The 17,028-nt window shown below is 29.2% G+C and carries 16 protein-coding genes; 14 read left to right on the forward strand and 2 right to left on the reverse strand.

The window, feature by feature from the left end; translation table 11 throughout:
• Positions 1-104 precede the first annotated feature (104 nt).
• The 9 genes from trmB (at position 105) to ACWW38_RS13720 (ending at position 12,380) form a co-directional block, all read left to right on the forward strand.
• On the forward strand, positions 105-749 hold the full coding sequence (gene trmB, locus ACWW38_RS13680) for a tRNA (guanosine(46)-N7)-methyltransferase TrmB (RefSeq protein ID WP_456258081.1): 645 nt from the start codon (positions 105-107) through the stop codon (positions 747-749).
• Positions 750-1,715: 966 nt separating this feature from the next.
• A complete protein-coding gene (locus tag ACWW38_RS13685) occupies positions 1,716-3,860 on the forward strand; it encodes a methyl-accepting chemotaxis protein (protein WP_456258082.1) in 2,145 nt (714 codons plus the stop codon).
• A gap of 177 nt (positions 3,861-4,037) precedes the next feature.
• Positions 4,038-4,313 carry a DUF3892 domain-containing protein gene (locus tag ACWW38_RS13690; RefSeq protein ID WP_456258083.1) on the forward strand — a complete coding sequence of 92 codons (276 nt, stop codon included), beginning with the start codon at positions 4,038-4,040 and terminating at the stop codon, positions 4,311-4,313.
• Positions 4,310-4,513, forward strand: coding sequence for a heavy-metal-associated domain-containing protein (locus ACWW38_RS13695; protein WP_456258084.1), 204 nt, complete (start codon positions 4,310-4,312; stop codon positions 4,511-4,513). The genes ACWW38_RS13690 and ACWW38_RS13695 overlap by 4 nt, the downstream gene beginning before the upstream one ends.
• Before the next feature lie 195 nt (positions 4,514-4,708).
• Positions 4,709-7,018, forward strand: a complete 2,310-nt coding sequence (locus ACWW38_RS13700) for a YcdB/YcdC domain-containing protein (RefSeq protein ID WP_456258085.1) — start codon at positions 4,709-4,711, stop codon at positions 7,016-7,018.
• Between the two features lie 807 nt (positions 7,019-7,825).
• Positions 7,826-8,437, forward strand: a complete 612-nt coding sequence (locus ACWW38_RS13705) for a DUF3793 family protein (protein WP_456258086.1) — start codon at positions 7,826-7,828, stop codon at positions 8,435-8,437.
• Between the two features lie 103 nt (positions 8,438-8,540).
• On the forward strand, positions 8,541-9,281 hold the full coding sequence (gene ymfI, locus ACWW38_RS13710; RefSeq protein ID WP_456258087.1) for an elongation factor P 5-aminopentanone reductase: 741 nt from the start codon (positions 8,541-8,543) through the stop codon (positions 9,279-9,281).
• A 27-nt stretch (positions 9,282-9,308) separates the two neighbouring features.
• Positions 9,309-10,958: a methyl-accepting chemotaxis protein gene (locus ACWW38_RS13715; RefSeq protein ID WP_456258088.1), complete on the forward strand. Its 1,650-nt coding sequence runs from the start codon at positions 9,309-9,311 to the stop codon at positions 10,956-10,958.
• Between the two features lie 141 nt (positions 10,959-11,099).
• Positions 11,100-12,380, forward strand: a complete 1,281-nt coding sequence (locus tag ACWW38_RS13720) for a ComEC/Rec2 family competence protein (RefSeq protein WP_456258089.1) — start codon at positions 11,100-11,102, stop codon at positions 12,378-12,380.
• A 58-nt stretch (positions 12,381-12,438) separates the two neighbouring features.
• Here ACWW38_RS13720 and ACWW38_RS13725 read toward each other — a convergent pair whose 3' ends face one another.
• Together ACWW38_RS13725 and ACWW38_RS13730 are read right to left on the reverse strand one after the other, a co-directional pair.
• On the reverse strand, positions 12,439-13,026 hold the full coding sequence (locus ACWW38_RS13725) for a restriction endonuclease (RefSeq protein ID WP_456258090.1): 588 nt from the start codon (positions 13,024-13,026) through the stop codon (positions 12,439-12,441).
• 77 nt (positions 13,027-13,103) lie between these two features.
• On the reverse strand, positions 13,104-13,685 hold the full coding sequence (locus ACWW38_RS13730; protein WP_456258091.1) for a restriction endonuclease: 582 nt from the start codon (positions 13,683-13,685) through the stop codon (positions 13,104-13,106).
• A 187-nt stretch (positions 13,686-13,872) separates the two neighbouring features.
• On the opposite strand from ACWW38_RS13730, the gene ACWW38_RS13735 reads away from it, so the two are divergent.
• From ACWW38_RS13735 to ACWW38_RS13755, 5 genes are all read left to right on the forward strand, one after another.
• The gene (locus ACWW38_RS13735) at positions 13,873-14,082 is read left to right on the forward strand and encodes a hypothetical protein (RefSeq protein WP_456258092.1); all 210 of its coding nucleotides are present in this window, start codon (positions 13,873-13,875) and stop codon (positions 14,080-14,082) included.
• Between the two features lie 198 nt (positions 14,083-14,280).
• On the forward strand, positions 14,281-14,451 hold the full coding sequence (locus tag ACWW38_RS13740) for a zinc-ribbon domain-containing protein (RefSeq protein WP_456258093.1): 171 nt from the start codon (positions 14,281-14,283) through the stop codon (positions 14,449-14,451).
• 187 nt (positions 14,452-14,638) lie between these two features.
• Entirely contained in the window at positions 14,639-14,977 is a 339-nt protein-coding gene (locus ACWW38_RS13745; RefSeq protein WP_456258094.1) for a hypothetical protein, read from the forward strand.
• 147 nt (positions 14,978-15,124) lie between these two features.
• Complete coding sequence (locus ACWW38_RS13750) at positions 15,125-16,114, forward strand: tetratricopeptide repeat protein (protein WP_456258095.1); 990 nt, start codon at positions 15,125-15,127, stop codon at positions 16,112-16,114.
• 38 nt (positions 16,115-16,152) lie between these two features.
• Positions 16,153-16,980, forward strand: coding sequence for a M48 family metallopeptidase (locus ACWW38_RS13755; RefSeq protein ID WP_456258096.1), 828 nt, complete (start codon positions 16,153-16,155; stop codon positions 16,978-16,980).
• Positions 16,981-17,028 lie beyond the last annotated feature (48 nt).

The following is a 17,028-nucleotide window of genomic DNA, read 5'->3' on the forward strand; positions in this document are numbered from 1 at the left end:
TGTTTAGTGCTTATAGTTAAAGTATAATATCAATTGAAACTTAAAAAGTAGAATTTTAAATTAATATAACAATAAAGAAGAAAACATACTCTGGGAGGAAAAACATGAGACTTAGGAAAAAGAGATGGGCAAGACCCGAATTAGAAGCAAATCCTTTTTTTAAATCTTTTGAACAAGCAAAGGATTTAAAAGGAAAATGGAAAGAAGAATTTAAAAATAATAATGATATATACCTAGAACTTGGTTGCGGAAGAGGGGGTTTTGCAAAACAAGTTGCTGATAGATATAGAGATAAAAACTTAATATCTATAGATCTAAAGGATGAGGTTCTAGTTTATGCTCTTAGAAATATAATGGAAGCAGAAATTACTAATGTAAGAATTATAGCTATGCAAATTGCCTTTATATCTGAAATTTTTGATAAAAATGAAATAAGCAGAATCTATATAAATTTCTGTAATCCTTGGCCTAAGGATAGACATAATAAGAGAAGACTTACACATACAAATTTTCTAAATAAGTACAAAGAATTTATAAAACCTGGAACAGAAATCTACTTTAAGACAGATGATTTAGAATTATTTGAAGAGTCATTTGAGTATTTTGAAGAAAGCGGATTTGAGATTATTTATAAAACTTATGATTTGCATAATAGCGAGTATGCAGACGAGAATATTATGACTGAATATGAAAGCAAATTTAAAGAAAGAGGAATAAAAAGCAACTTCATCATAGCTAAACTTAAGTAGAGTTGCAAAATATAAGTAAAGTACGACAAAATGGCGGCATGTAAGATTGCTAGGCTAACGCATATATGCTAGCCAGTAATCTTACATGCCTTAATTAGTTGCAAATAAAAAGTACTATAGTAAATATTATGAGGACCTCAAAAAGCAAAATGATAATTTTGCATGGCGTAGCCACACTTTAAAGTTATTAAGTATATGTTATTGAAGATAGTTAAAAAACTACCTTTAATAAATGCGTTAGCATGTGGATACTTTTCAAAACAATCTATAAAAAAGCACCCTATAAAATAACCTACCTTTTATTCAATGGCTAGCAAGTTTTTTTAACCTTCTATAACTTCAACAGGCTACGCCTAAAACCCTATCGGGTTAAGCGCTTTGCGCTTTTTTAGTAAGCCAATTGATATGATTCTTACACTGGTTATTAAATTAACCATAGTCTAAATAGTTATTATTACTGCAGCTCTTAATATATGTTTTGTATAAGCAATAGCGGCCTTGATTTACCAACCTTAAGGTACTAAAAGTTAGAATGTATATAATTCATTAAGAGAATTTTGAACAAGTTCTAGAAGTTCTTATAAAGTGAATAGTGAATAGATAACAGTGAATAGTTAAGGATAACTTTTCTCCATTAGTATTAAGAAAAGTTTTTAATTATAGAAAAACAAATGTTTAGCTTTGTTAAAGGAATTATCGATAAGGCAACTAAATTTAACAAATTAAATAAAATTAAAATTTTTCGTAGCAAGGCGGAGAAAAATATCCATCACTATTCACCTTTAACTATTAGTTATTCACTAAAAAGTTGCGACGCAACTTTCTTATATTGTGTGAAGTCTCTATTTGCTAATTCTAGGTAAATAAATGTTAAAAGCCCTTTACAAAGCCATATTTTTCATTTAGTAGTGCTAAAATTACAATAAAGTGCAAAGAGAAAATTTATTTAAGTAAGGGGTAATACAAATGAAAGAAATTATTCCAAAATTAAAGAAGATAAAATTTTCAAAGTTCACAAAGTTGTTGTCTGCAGTAAAAGCAAAATATAAAAAAGAAACTAAAAACGATAAAGAGTATAGAAAAATAAAAGCCGAGGGTATATCTGGAAATATTGGAATGAAAATAATTATCCAAATCACAATTCTAGTTATAGTGGTATGTTGTACATTAGGGTCAATAGCTTATTATAATTCATCAAAAGCTTTAAAAGATAGTATAAGTACAACTTTTCAAAATAGAGCTGAGGATGGGTCAAAAATAGTAGCTGCTATGATAGAAAAAGAGATTAAATCTTTAAATGTACTTGCTACAAGACCGGATATTCAATCTATGGATTTTAATATTCAAAAACCTGTTTTAATAACTGAGGCAGAGAGAATGGATTATATAAAGCTCAGCATATTAGATAACAGTGGAATTGTCCATTTTACCAATGGCATAAATAATAAAGTTGATTTATCTTCAAAAAGCGAAAATATAAAATATCTGAAAAATGCTATGTTAGGTAAAGCTAGCATTTCTGATCCAATAAAAACTATATATGGAGAGAATATTCTTTCTATAGCAGCTCCAATAAAAAACAATTCAGGTGAAATATTAGGAGTTATTCTTGCCGATTTCAGTTTATCTAAGCTAAATGTAATAGTCCAAAAGACAAAAGTAGGAGAGGAAGGTTTTGCTTTTATCATAAATAGTGAAGGTACCAAAGTTGCTCATAAAGATATGAATTTAGTATTAGAAAAGGATAATGATATTAAAAGAGCTAAAAAAGATACTAGTCTAAAGAAGCTATCAGATATAGAAATGAAAATGGCCAATAAAGAATACGGATATGATACATATTCTAAAGATGAAAGAAGTATGATAATATCCTATGCACCAGTGCCTAATACGGATTGGTCTCTAGCCTTAGTACTTCCAAAGGATGAGGTGCTTAAGGAAGTAAATCATTTGAGAAAAGATGTTGCATTAGCTACAGCAGGGTTTATAATCTTAGGAATTATTATGAGTATTGCATTTGCAAAGGATATAAAGAATCCACTTATTAAAATGGAGAATTATGCTAGGGAGCTGGCTGAGAGAAATTTATCTCATAGAATATCTATAGAAAGAAAAGATGAATTTGCAAAGACGGCTATAGCTTTAAATACAGGAGTAGATAAACTTCAAAAGGCAATAGAAATTGTAAAAGAGGAAAGCAATAAAGCCTTTATTTCTGCAGAAAATACACATAAAATGATAAATGAAGTTAATTTACTTCTGCAGCAGGCACAAGCAGCTTCTCAGGAAATAAGTGCTGGTATGGAAAGCTCAAATTTTGCTGTTAGGGATATAATCGAAAAAACTGGAAGTGTAAAATTTGAAGTTAGTAATGCACTTATAAATATAAAAAATGGATTTGAAGCTGCTAAAAAAATAAAAGATAAAGCTAATAGTATCAAAGATAAAACTTATGAATCAAAAGATAGGATAGTAAACATATATAACACTTCTAAAGAAAGACTAGAAAAATCTATTAATGATGCTAAAGTAGTTAATGAAGTATCAAAAATGGCAGAAAGTATCCTTTCTATATCTAAACAAACTAATTTATTAGCATTAAATGCAGCCATAGAAGCTGCTAGAGCTGGAGAAAATGGAAGAGGTTTTGCAGTAGTTGCGCAAGAGATAAGAAAACTTGCTGAAGAAGCTTCAATGACTGTGGGAGATATTCAAGTGTTAGTAAAAAAGGTTTTGTATTCAGTGGATGAACTGGCAGAGTCATCAGAAAATATGCTAAATACTTTAGAAAAAGAAACAATTAAAGATTATGATGAATTTATTAACATAGGTGAAGAATATAAAAAAGATGGAGATAGCATAAAAAATATTATTGAAAATTTTACCTATACTACAGATACCATATCAATTTCTATAGAAGACATAGTAAATAATATGAATGATATAGGCATGTCTATGGATGAAGCAGCTAGTGCTTCTTTTAAAATAGGAGAGAGTATAGGAGAAATTAGTTATAAAAATGAATCTATAACAAAAGAATCAAAGGAAAATTCGGCTAGTTCCTATAATTTATTAAGATACATGAATAAGTTTATAACTGTAGAAAATTAAATAGTGATTCTTATTATAAAATTTTAGATTTATCTGATGACTACCATCCGTAATGCTTCAACTTTTAAAGTAGGAGACAACGGCTAATTCCTTTATTTACTTTAATATATAAATATAAAATGCAAATAATATTTATATGAAATATTATACCAAAGAAAAGATTTGGAGGTGCTAGTCATGTATATAGATTTCACATATGCCCATGTAATAACAGACTTAGTGAAAGATCATGAGGATAATGTGGTAGGGTACAAATTAGAAAATGGAGAAGTAATCTCAAAAGGAGAAGCTGTTGATTTATCTAAACAAGGGGCATTAAAAGGAATAAGTGAAGGAGTTTATAATCAAAGAGATGAATTTTTTACAAGTGTACCAAAGGAAGAATTAAGTAATATATCACAGTTGCCCGTAATACAAAATGGAGAATATATAGGAAGGGATAATAAGATATGAATACTGTTCATTATAATGTTTCAGGACTTGCAAATTCTGAAAGTAAAACTAAGGTAACAAATGCTTTAAACAAAATAGATGGAGTTCAAAAGATAGCAGTAGATTTAGCAAGAGGAACTATTGAAGTGCATTATAATGAAGCTACTAATCCACAGCAAATACAACAATGCATAGAACATACAGGATATATAATAAATTAGACAATTTTAGCAATAAACCATCATAAAAATAATTATGTTTTTAGGATGGTTTATTTTATTGAAAATGTTACCAAAATTTAACTTTTAATACTATTATAAGTAATACAATGCATATATAATTAAATATGTGTAATAATTAGAGAACTGATTATTATCTAAGATCACATTTTAGTTAAATAAAAAGGGGGACGGGTTATGATAAATAATAAAATCCTATCACTGATAATTACAGGATCACTTATGGGAAGTTATGCACCCTATGCTATTGCAACACCAAATGTAGAAGTTAAAAAAGAAGTTCAAGTTATTAAAAATGTAGACAAGCAATATTCATCAAAAATTTTAAAGGAACAGGCAAAAACTATATCAAGACAAATTTTAAAAGATAATTTCAATCTTGAAATTGATGAAAAAAAATACAGTTGCGATGTGACTTTCAGACGAGACGAGGGTGTAAGCAATAAAGAAGCCTATGTTTGGGATATTAGGTGGAATTATAACAGTGGAAAACAAAATGTAAATGCATGGGTATCAATAGACGATGCTACAGGCAGAGTAGTTAATATTGGAGTAAATAAATATGAACAAGGAAAACAACAGCAAATAGCGCGTATAACTCAAGAAGAAGCAAAAAAAATAGCTATAGACTTTGTAAAAAAAATTGCTCCAAAAGAATATAAAGAAGTAGAATTAAGCAATTATAACCCATTAACAGCTAAATATGATCTTGTTAGCTATAATTTTAATTTCAGAAGAAAAATAAATGGCATACCATTCGACGGAAATTCAATAAATGTACAGGTTAATGGAGCCACTTCAGAAATAATTGGTTATAGTTTTATGTGGGATGATAATGTAAAAGTTCCTAATAAAGAAGGTGTAATAAGTATAGATAAGGCCAAAAAGATGCTAAAAGATAATACAAAGATGAACTTATATTATAGAATACCTTCAGATAAATATGGCTATTATAATAAAAGTCTGAGCACAAGATTATTGTATTCTCCAGAATATAAAGAAGGATACATGGTTGATGCAAGTGATGGAAAAGTTATAAGCTATAACCCATTATTAGATTTAAAACCTATAGTAAAGAATTTAACACAAAAAGAAATGGAAGAATTTTATAAAAAGGCTGCTCCACTAAAAAATTTTGAAAAGGAATTAAATAGAGAAGAAGCTGAGAAGCTGACAAGTAAAATCTTAAAAGAATTATACGGTAACAAAGTTGAAATATTAGGCTTAAATTACAGAGAGTATTCTGAAGAGTATAGGAACTATGGAGAAACTATAAAATCCTGGACAGCAAATTATAAAATTAAGGATGGTAATGATTATAAAGAGAGTGGTGGAAGTATTGAAATAGACGCTTTAAATGGAGCTATATTAAATAATTATAAATTCTACTATCCAGAAGATAATAATTTCCAGCCTAAAATAAGTCAAGAAAAAGCTTATAAAAAGGCTATAGACTTATTGGCTAAATATTATCCAGATAAGATAAAGGATATAAAGACAGAACAGGTATTGTATGAGAATAAAGAATATATAAATGGAAAGGAAATGCCTGCTAGAAGATATTATTTTAGTTTCCAAAGGGTAGCAAGTGGAATTACATTCCAGGATAATAATATATCTATCAGCATAGATGCATTAACAGGAGAACCGGTAGAGATGAATTATAATTGGGGAAAAAATATAACTTTCCCTAAACCAAGTGGTAATATTTCTTCAGATGAAGCAAAGGAATTGTACATGAAGAAACTTGTTCCAGAACTTGTGTATGCTAATATAAATGTTAGTAAAGATGCTAATAAACCTAAATTAGAAACAAAACTAGTGTATAAACTAGTACCGCTTGATAATTATGGAGAATTTGTAAGCATAGATGCTTTTACAGGAAGATATTTAGACTATAATGGAGAAGAAATAGATGATAATATAAAAGCGTTTAGAGAAAAAATAAAGGGAAATAAATATGAAAAAGAATTAATAATACTATCTAATAATGCTATTTTAGACACTAAAAATTTTGAATTAAATAAAGAAGTAACAAGAATGGATATAATAAAGATTTTAGTTAATGCAAAGGGATACAGACCATATATTTTAAGAGAATCAGAGGATATTAAGTTTAAGTCCAATGCACAAAAGGGTGATGAAAATTACAGGTATCTACAAATGGCTGTATTTTACGAAATTATAGATAATGTAGAAGGTGAAGTAAATCTAAATGAGAAGCTTACAAGGGAAGAAGTAGCAAAAATTTTAGTTAAAACTCTAGGCTACGACAAGCTTGCTAAGGCAAATCAAATATTTAATTTACCGAATAGTGATTCTAAAGATGTAAGCTCTGACATGAAAGGGTATGTTGCTATAGTTCAAGGCCTTAATATAATGGAATTACAAGATAGTAAATTTAGGCCAAAATCTAAAACAACTATGTTAGAGTTAGCCATAGCAGTATATAACTCTCTTGGAAATCTGCAGAGAGAAATATACTAATAAAGTATCACTTATAATATAAGTATTGTGCAACAAAATGGCGGCCTTAGTAACTATAAAATAAGATGCTAAAAATCGAAGGTGTATAATTCAACATGGATTATACACCTTCTTACTTTTAGTACCGCCGCTATTGCTTATACTATATACATGCATTTACAACTGTAATGATAAATATTATTAAGGATATAAATGATCCGTTAACTACAGTAAGTGCTATATCAATAGGCTCCTATGAAATCACAGAGCGCTTAATTCGATTAGGGCGCTATGATTTTAGGCGGAGCCTGTTGAAGTTATACTAGTATTTTCTGATTGCAATTAATTGAGGTATATAAAATTATTATCCAGTATGTATAACTATTAAGAAAAGAGTTACCATTAATCGGGATATTAGTTTAGAGATAGCAGATTAAAATAACTTGCTAATCATTGAATAAAAGATAAGTTGTTTTATAGGATGCTTTGTTTATAGATTGTTTTGAAAAATATCAACATGCTGTCGCATTTATTTATAGTAATTCTTTAGGTTGTACTCAATAATAATTACTTAGTAACTTTACAGTGTGGCTACGCTATGCAAAATTATCATTTTGATTTTTGAAGCCTTCTTAGTACTACTTTATGAACTGAAGGTTTCTCAATGATACATATATGCGCTAGCCAAGTAATCTTACATGCCGCTATTTTGTTGTAATTTATTTTTTTATAAGTCCAGGGCATTAAATTCCTTTGTTATGTATACAATATAATACAAATGAGAGACTATACATAAGATTAAGTAGGAATAATGAAGGAGATATTCATATGTGCAATGAATTAGCAGAAAATTTTATTAGTTTAATAGATAAATTTGATGATAAAGACTATCTTTTATCAATAATTGCATACAATGCAGCTCCGGCAATAGCAAAATTTAAGCCTTCCTACCTTATAATATTTCATAATAAGGGAAAAAGAAAACTTTATGATTTTTGGGAAGAATATAAGGATATAGTAAAAGAAGAACTAAACATAAGCTTTTATGAGCTTAAAAGTGCTGATTGCAGCACAGCGGTATTGTTCTATAATGAAAATCAATTATTTAATATATTGAGTCAGGATAATCACATAAAGTTTTTAGAGAAGTATGGATATAAGCGGGAGATGTCAGTAAAGGAGAGCTTATCTATATTGAAGGAAAGATATAAAATTACATGTCCTCATGAGATGGGATTATTTCTTGGTTATCCTATAGAAGATGTTATTGAATTTATAGAACATCCAAATAGGGCAGCACTAATGTTTGGATATTGGAAAGTATACCATAATATGGAGTCGGCATCTAATACATTTAGAAAATATGATGAGATAAAAATGAAGGTTATAGATCTTATTATGAACGGTGTAGAACCTAGAATCATTATGAATAATATGTAAATTAAATTAATTTATATTTAATGACAGTGTAAACATATTGACAATCGTAGTAAACGTGATAATATTTCTAATATACTCCAATTTTAGTAAGGTGGGTAAGAATATGGACTTTAAAGGAAAAGTAGTTTTAATTACTGGCGGAAGTAGAGGAATAGGAAGAAGCATAGCTGAAGAATTTGGAAGACTTGGTGCTACAGTGATAATTAATTATAAGAATAATGATAGAGCAGCTAATGGAACTTTAAGTTGTATTAGGGGACTTGGGGGGTATGCTACAAGTATAAAAGGAGATGTGAGCGATTATATTTTTGTAAAAGATATGATAGAAAGTATAGTAAAGAAATTTGGAAAAATAGATGTTTTGGTTAATAATGCAGGAATATCAAAAGTAGGCCTTTTTATAGACATGGAAGAAGGTGATTTTGACAATATAATTAATACAAATTTAAAGAGTATGTTTAATTGCTGCCATCATGCAGCAAAATATATGCTTGAGAAAAAAAGTGGAAGTATAGTTAATATATCATCTATGTGGGGACAAGTAGGTGCTTCATGTGAAGTGATATATTCGGCTTCAAAAGGAGCTGTGAATTCATTTACAAAGGCATTAGGTAAAGAGCTTGGACCTTCTGGTATAAGGGTTAATGCCATACAACCGGGGGTAATTGATACTGAAATGAATAGTTGGATGTCAAAAGAAGAAAGAGAAAGTATTGAAATGGAAATACCTATGATGAAATTTGGAAGTGGTGAAGATATAGCTAGGCTTGCTGCTTTTTTAGCTAGTGATAGTGCAAAGTATATAACAGCCCAAGTTGTAACCGTAGACGGTGGATATATATGATAATAGATTGTGTTGGGGGGACGAAATATGTTTAAGTCATTAAAAAATAAAATAACATCAGGATTTATTTCTATAACATTAATAGCAATGATAGCTCTTGGTGCAATGTCTATATATGGGGCAGATAAAGCTTTAAATTTTCAAATGGATAAAACAGCTAACCTTACAGCTATAATAGTTAGACAAGCTGTTAATCAATATTCTATTAATAATGCTAGTGAAATTAGTAAAGAGTTTGATAATATAAAGCAAGATTCAAAAGGGGAATTTAAGTACATATCTTTAGCAGGAAAGGATAAGAAAATAATAGCTCATAGTGATTCAAGCAGCATAGGAAAGGAAGCTATAAAGAGCGAAGAGTTTGATAAAATACTAAAAGGTGAGGAATTAGGTGGATTATATAAAACTGATGCTGGAGAAGTGGTATATAATGTATCAATGCCTTTTTATAACATTAACAAAGATGTTGAGGGTGTAATATCCGTTGGTATATCTCTTGCAGGTGTGGATCAAGCTTTAAAAGGTGCAATTAAAAGTATAATTATAGTAGCAATAATAATATTAATATTGGCTGCAGTAAGCGGTTTAATAATATCATCCAATATTGTAAAACCAATAAATATTATAGTGGATAGGATGAAAGAGGTAGTTAAAGGAGACTTTACTATAAAGTTTAATCCTAAAAAGAAAGATGAGATTGGAAATCTTATGGATTCCTTAAATTATGTAATGGAAACTCTAAGAGAAATAATAGGAAAGATACAGGGTGTGGCTATTAATTTAGATGAAATGTCCAAAGGCTTAAGTGCTTCTAGTGAAGAAGTAGCTGCCACAGGTGAAGAAGCTACAAATAGTGTGGATGAAGTGGTTATAAAGTCAAGAAATCAAGCAGAGGTTATAGAAAAAACAACTGAGTATGTTGAAAACTTTTCAAGGAATCTTGACATAATACACGATAAAATGGAAAAGGTATCAGACAGCAGTAATATTATAAAGGGCTCAGCAAATAGAGGAGAAGAAGAACTAAAGTCACTTGTAGCTGTAATAAATGATATGAAACAATCTTTTGATTATTCAGCAGAAAAGATTGATTTTTTAGATAACAATGTTGGAAAGATAACTGAGGTTATGGATGTAATTAATGCAGTTGCTGAGCAAACTAATCTTCTTGCACTAAATGCTGCAATAGAAGCTGCTAGAGCAGGGGAAGCCGGTAAAGGATTTGCAGTAGTTGCCGAGGAAATAAGAAAATTAGCAGAACAAGTATTGGAGTCTTCAAAGAGTATTACTGAATTAGTGCAAACTATAATGATGAATACTAAGGAAGTATCACAGACTACTGAACTTGTTTCAAATAAGATTGATACACAAATGAGCACTTTGGATGGAACAGTAAATTCATTCAAGAATATTATTAAAGAGATTGAAGAAATATTACCACACATAAAAAGTGCAGATGAGGCTGTATATGGATCTATAGAACAGAAAAACAAAATTGTAGAAAAAATTGAAGAGGTTAATTCAGATTCACAAGAGTTAGCAGATTATATTAGAGAAGTATCTGCTTCAATTGAATCTCAGGAATCTTCTGTTGAAGAAGTTTCTTCATCAGCTGAAGAATTGTCAGCTATAGCATCTGAGTTCTCAGAAAGATTAAAAGCATTTAAAATAAAATAGTAGAATTAGGTCATATTAGGCTGTCTATGAGTAAAGATTATTTTACTCCAGGCGGCCTTCTGTATTTTATAATTCATGTTTTATAACATAAAATGTGATATTATAATATTACTGTAAAGAATAAGCGGGAGGAGAGGCAAATTGTTTAAGTTCATAAAAACAAAGGATAAGTCTAAAAAGCGATACGTTGTAGTTTTAATTTCTCTATTGATGAGTGCTATGTTTTTATTTAGTGCTTGTGGAAGCAATACTAAAACAGAAAATAGAGATACTTCAAAGACTACTCAAAATACTGATTTAGATAAAAATCAAAAAGATTCAAATAAAGATAGTGGTAACACAAATGAACAGGAGAAAAAAGGTACGCAAGTCAATGGAAATTTAAAGGTTCATTTTATAGATGTAGGCCAAGCGGATAGCATATTAATTACTGAAAATGGTCATAGCATGCTAATTGACGCAGGAAATAATGCAGATGCTAATCTAGTTGTGAATTACTTAAAGTCACAGGGGGTATCTAAGCTAGACTATGTAATAGGAACTCATCCTCATGAAGATCACATTGGTGGATTAGATGTTGCAATTAATAGTTTTAATATTGATAAAGTATATATGCCTAAAAAAACAACTACAACTGAGACTTATAAAGATGTAATAAATGCTATAAAAAATAAAAATTTAAAAGTAACAGTTCCAACCCCAGGAACAAGTTTTAAGCTAGGAGATGCAAGCTGCCAAATATTAGCTCCAAATAGATCAGATTATGAAGATGCCAACAATTATTCTATAGTGATAAAAATCACATATGGAAATAATTCATTTCTTTTAACAGGAGATGCTGAAGATATATCTGAAAAAGAAATGCTGGATAAAGGATACGGACTAAAAGCTGATGTACTTAAGGTAGGACACCATGGAAGTAGGTCATCTACTACAGAGGCCTTTTTAAATAAGGTTAATCCTAAATATGCAGTAATAAGTCTAGGAAAAGGGAATGATTATGGACATCCTCATAAGTCCACTATGGATAGATTAAAATCTAAGAATATACCTGTTTATAGGACTGATGAATCAGGTACTATTGTAGCAACTAGCAATGGAAAGACAATTTCTTTTAGTGCTAAAGCAGGAAGTTATACTTATAACGACAATAATAAATCAACCTCAAATAATAAATACTATACAGACAATTCAACATCTAAAGCTTCAACTGGAACCACAGTTAAAGCAGCGGCTCCAAAAGTTCAGAGCAGTAAAAAAAGCAGCACTACCCGTGGATTAATTAAAGGAAATATGAGTAGTAGTGGAGAGAAAATATATCATATGCCTGGCGGAGCTTACTATGATAGAACTGATCCTGAGGCTTGGTTTAATACAGAAGCAGAAGCGCAAGCAGCAGGATACAGAAGATCTAAAAGATAATGAAATACTGGTCTAAAATAGAACAATTTTAGACCAGTATTTATGTTTTAATAAATCATTAAGATAACACAGTAGCTGTAGAAGTGCTTTTTATTTTATCATATTCTTTTATCAAATCCTTACCGTCATATATATCTATAGAATAAGGACTGGGTAAAGTATTGGAATATTCCAAAGCCTCATGAGTTACTATTCCACTGGTTATAATTATTCCATTGGTTACTCCGTCGCCTTCCATAGAACCTAATAATTTTCTAACAACCTCTATATCAACAAAGTGTTTAGCTTTCTTTGAATAGGAATATCTTTTACATTCTATATAATAGGTTTCATCACCTTTTTTGCATATTATATCTTTTCCACCATCTGATTTTTCAGAAGTTACCACAATGTCTGTATACCCCTCTTTTTCTAAAAATGTAGCACACCAATGCTCAAATTCAGAAGGAGATAAATTATGGAGATCATCTAAACTTATGCTTCCATTCTTTAATTCTTCAATTTCACTATATTCACGTCTATAAATTTTTAATATATTGGCGGTTTTAAGTATTAGTCTTGAGAATTTAATTATAATTACAACAAGTAATATAGTACAAACAAAAGCTACTAAAGTACCTAAAAGTGTAGCAATATAATCATACATCGAAAATTACCTCCTTAAAGTATAAAAATCTTAAATAAACATCCATCTTCATGTTTATTCAAATAGTGGTTAATATATTATGAAAGAATATCTATTAAGGATAAATCAGCTATATTTTTTTTTCTAATTTCCCATGAATCTTTAGAAAGATTGATTCCATCTATAAGTTTTATATTGTACTTATTAGAAAGTTGATTAATATACCTATATGCGCCATTAGAAAAATTACCATTTGTAATCACTATTCCATTGAAGATTTTATCATGTACCATGGCACCAATAAGTTTCTGAAGTTCAGGAGAGCCTACATTTTCATAGTTATCATCATTGTTGCTTTCTTTATTACTAGACTTAATACAGCTTACATATATCTTTTTAAAGTCTGATCCAATGCATGTCATACTTACTCCTCCATTAAAGCTTTCGGATATTATATCAACATTTGAGTAACCCTTTTTTACTAAAAAATAAGAGCAAAAATTTTCAAATTCATAGTTACTTAATTTAGATAAAAAATATCTAGAAGTCAATCCATATATTAATCTATGATCCTTAAATTTATTGCAAACATCATTTTCAGAGGGTATAAAATATTTATCAGCAAGATTTAAGGCTATAAGTATAACTGTATATAGAAAAACCTTTGTATATGGACTCATTATAATCACCTCGTATAAATTTTTATATTTAGATTCTATACATAAGTTTAAAATATATACACTATATAAAAATATAGTAGTACCACGTATACAGTAGTAATGTTTTATTACATAGCTTAAGAGATAATTTACTTATATATGAATTAATGTATAATAATATTTAGGCAGGAAAAGGAAGGGGATTAAGATGATAAGCGGTGGTGAAAATAAGGAAAGAGTTAAGACTTTTGATACAATTTGGTTTATGTGGATTACATTAATTTTCTTTGCACCAGTAGGAATTTATTTAATGTGGAAGCACAAAAGATATGGTGTTTTTATTAGGGTTATATTATCTATAATATTCTTATTTGTATACTTTCTATTAGTAGGTTTAAGCCAAGAAATATCTAGGTAAGAGCATAGTAAAATACATTAAATTTTGTCGGAAAAATTAAAAAAATTTAGCATCAATTCTATTGAATAATAAATACTAATATGTTAAACTTATTTAAGAAAATATAGCGATGAGGTATCATATAAACAGGCTCTTCGAATAGAAGTTATGGATTATGATAATGTAAGTCGCAGTTTAATAAAAAAGGAGATTTTTATAATGGCAGACAGAACATTAGTATGTAAAGATTGTGGAAAAGAATTTGTATTTACTGAAGGAGAACAAGAATTCTACAAAGAAAAAGGATTCGAAAATGATCCTGTAAGATGCCCTGATTGCAGAAAGAAAAGAAAACAACAAAGAAATAATAACAGAGGCTTTAACAGATAATAGTAAATACAAAGGGACTGTCACAACAGTTCCTTTTTAATTTTTTAATCCATTATAGAATATTGTCCAATACTTTGCATATATTTACAATATAAAAAATACCTTACTTACTTAAAATCAATGTAATAAAGAAGCGATAATTTCCCAAAGTTAAGGGTGAGGTAAATTTATGCAAGGGGGTAGCTGTATGGTTGAATTATTAGCAACTAGAAGAAGTTTGGATAAAGTTCATGGAGTGAAAAAACTTAGAAGAATGGGGAAGATACCATGCATACTTTATGGAGGTAGTATGGGAGAAGTACCATTTATGCTTCAAAGGAATGAAGTTGAAAAGTACATACTAAGATACGGTCAATATGGCACTATTAAAATTAATATAGATGGAGAAAGTGTAAGAGGAGTAATAAAAGAAGTTCAGAGACATGTACCATTAAACAGAATTATACACATGGATTTAAAGCAAATAGATGATGAAGAGTGTTTAATGGAACAGGAAATATCTATAGGTATATATACTGAAAAATAGAAGGCATGTAAGATTACTGATTAATTCAGTAATCTTACATGCTTTGTTTTATTCGATAACTAGTGTTTGTTCCAATTTTACCCATAGGAAAAAATGTATAGTTTGTGATAAAATGATGTAAATAGCTAGAAAGTGAGGAGAAAAGTTATGGGATTTTTTGATTCAATTAGGAAAATGGTTTTAGGAAAATCATCAAATGAAGAAGATATTATAAATAATTCTAATCCAGGAAACTTGAACAGTACGGAACTTGGACTTTTGACTAAAGCAGTGAATTTTACTTTAGATAATTATCAGAAGACTATTCAAAAAGTTTCAGGGAAAATCACTTCTACAGAGTATGAAAATGATTTTTACAATAATAGTTTTAATTTGAAGAAAATATGTGATATAGAAATAGATATATCTGAACTTCAAGATAAAATAATGTATTGTTATGAAAAGAACCAAGAGATAAAGCATACTATATGCTCTATAACAGAAGAAATATCATTAAGGGAACAAGAGTTAGAGAAATTAAGTAATGAAGAAAAAGTAATAAGAGGCAAAATTAATATAGGTGGATTTGAGAAAGAGCAGCAAGAGGAGTTAGAGGAAGATTTAGCCAATGTTAACTTACAAATACAAGAATTACAAGATGAAATAGTTCAGCTTAAGGTAAAGATAGATATAAGTAATATGGATATAAAATCTAATGAAGAAGCTATTTCAGACTACAGACATAAAATCGAAAAGAATAAAAATAAAAAGTTGTGTTACATGACTTTAAGCTATGATTTAGATGAATGCGTAAATTTTCTAAGTGATATAGAAGAGAAAGATGAATTTGCAAAATATTGTTTTCAAGGACTTTTAGATGCTAAGGCTGGAAATGAACAAGATGCTATAGATAATTTTGATAGATATTTCAGTATGGGAGAAGAACTGTTAGAAAACTATTATGTATATAGGGTATATGCTTATTTACTTATAAAGGATAAAAGATATGATGAGTCAAAGAAGTATGCTACAGCTGCAGTAAAACATAGACCAGAAGATATTAATATTCATAAAATACTGGCTGAAGCTCATGCCGGATTAAATGAGAGAGAAGAAATGGAATTAGAAAATACAATAGTAACTATGCTTGAGGAGTAACTAGATTTGAATGTTTTACTAGGAAGGAGAAGTTATATATGAAGATTGAAATAGATATGTATAAGCACAAATTAGAAGATGATTGTTTAAAGGATATGAAAAAAGCAGTGTTCTGTGAGGAAACCTTCATAAATTATCATAAAAACTTTATTGAAGAAGCTATTTTACCAGATCTAATTGGAAATTCAATAAAAGTAACAGAAAAACAATTTGGGGAAGTATTTAGTGTGACAAAGGAAATGTGTAATGTATTAAATATTGGACAACCTGATATTTACGTCTATGAGGACTTTTGTTACACTGTTAGTGCAGAAGGTTTAAATAAACCTTGGATACAAATATCAGCAAGTACAATTGAAGACTTTAATAAAGATGAATTAAAGTTTTTAATTGGAAGGGAACTAGCTCATATTAAAAGTGGACATATGTATTGGAAAATTCTTATGAAACAGTGTATTAATGCTCCAAAGCTAATTAGGAATGTACCTGGGGCAGGAATTGCAAACCTAGTAGGAGGAATAGAGGGCCTTGAGATGGGGCTCAAAATAATCATGTATAAATGGAATAGAGTATCCGAATATTCCAGTGATGCCTGTGGATATTTATTATGTAGAAACATGGAAGCAGCCATAAGTTCAATAAAAAAGCTTATTTTGAATAATAAGTTTTTAGCCAAAGAATTAAATTTAAGTGAGTACATAAAACAAGGAGATCTATTAGAAGATTGTACAAGTAATATGGCTAAGTATTCAAAACTTGATGAAATAGCTCCCTATGGACCATTTAGAATTAAAGAACTTTTAAGATTTGCGTCTTCAAGTAAAACTAAAGAAATAATAAAGGAACTAAGAGACAGTGAAAATTAAATTCACTGCCTTTTTTTCTATATTTTTCAAACTTTTTAAATTATAAAT

This window comes from Clostridium sp. JNZ J1-5, from assembly GCF_053901425.1.

Bases quoted from the DNA above. Each gene is read 5' to 3' on its own strand.
- trmB (WP_456258081.1), top strand. From the start codon at position 105: ATGAGACTTAGGAAAAAGAGATGGGCAAGACCCGAATTAGAAGCAAAT.
- ACWW38_RS13685 (WP_456258082.1), top strand. From the start codon at position 1,716: ATGAAAGAAATTATTCCAAAATTAAAGAAGATAAAATTTTCAAAGTTC.
- ACWW38_RS13690 (WP_456258083.1), top strand. From the start codon at position 4,038: ATGTATATAGATTTCACATATGCCCATGTAATAACAGACTTAGTGAAA.
- ACWW38_RS13695 (WP_456258084.1), top strand. From the start codon at position 4,310: ATGAATACTGTTCATTATAATGTTTCAGGACTTGCAAATTCTGAAAGT.
- ACWW38_RS13700 (WP_456258085.1), top strand. From the start codon at position 4,709: ATGATAAATAATAAAATCCTATCACTGATAATTACAGGATCACTTATG.
- ACWW38_RS13705 (WP_456258086.1), top strand. From the start codon at position 7,826: ATGTGCAATGAATTAGCAGAAAATTTTATTAGTTTAATAGATAAATTT.
- ymfI (WP_456258087.1), top strand. From the start codon at position 8,541: ATGGACTTTAAAGGAAAAGTAGTTTTAATTACTGGCGGAAGTAGAGGA.
- ACWW38_RS13715 (WP_456258088.1), top strand. From the start codon at position 9,309: ATGTTTAAGTCATTAAAAAATAAAATAACATCAGGATTTATTTCTATA.
- ACWW38_RS13725 (WP_456258090.1), bottom strand. From the start codon at position 13,026: ATGTATGATTATATTGCTACACTTTTAGGTACTTTAGTAGCTTTTGTT.
- ACWW38_RS13730 (WP_456258091.1), bottom strand. From the start codon at position 13,685: ATGAGTCCATATACAAAGGTTTTTCTATATACAGTTATACTTATAGCC.
- ACWW38_RS13735 (WP_456258092.1), top strand. From the start codon at position 13,873: ATGATAAGCGGTGGTGAAAATAAGGAAAGAGTTAAGACTTTTGATACA.
- ACWW38_RS13740 (WP_456258093.1), top strand. From the start codon at position 14,281: ATGGCAGACAGAACATTAGTATGTAAAGATTGTGGAAAAGAATTTGTA.
- ACWW38_RS13745 (WP_456258094.1), top strand. From the start codon at position 14,639: ATGGTTGAATTATTAGCAACTAGAAGAAGTTTGGATAAAGTTCATGGA.
- ACWW38_RS13750 (WP_456258095.1), top strand. From the start codon at position 15,125: ATGGGATTTTTTGATTCAATTAGGAAAATGGTTTTAGGAAAATCATCA.
- ACWW38_RS13755 (WP_456258096.1), top strand. From the start codon at position 16,153: ATGAAGATTGAAATAGATATGTATAAGCACAAATTAGAAGATGATTGT.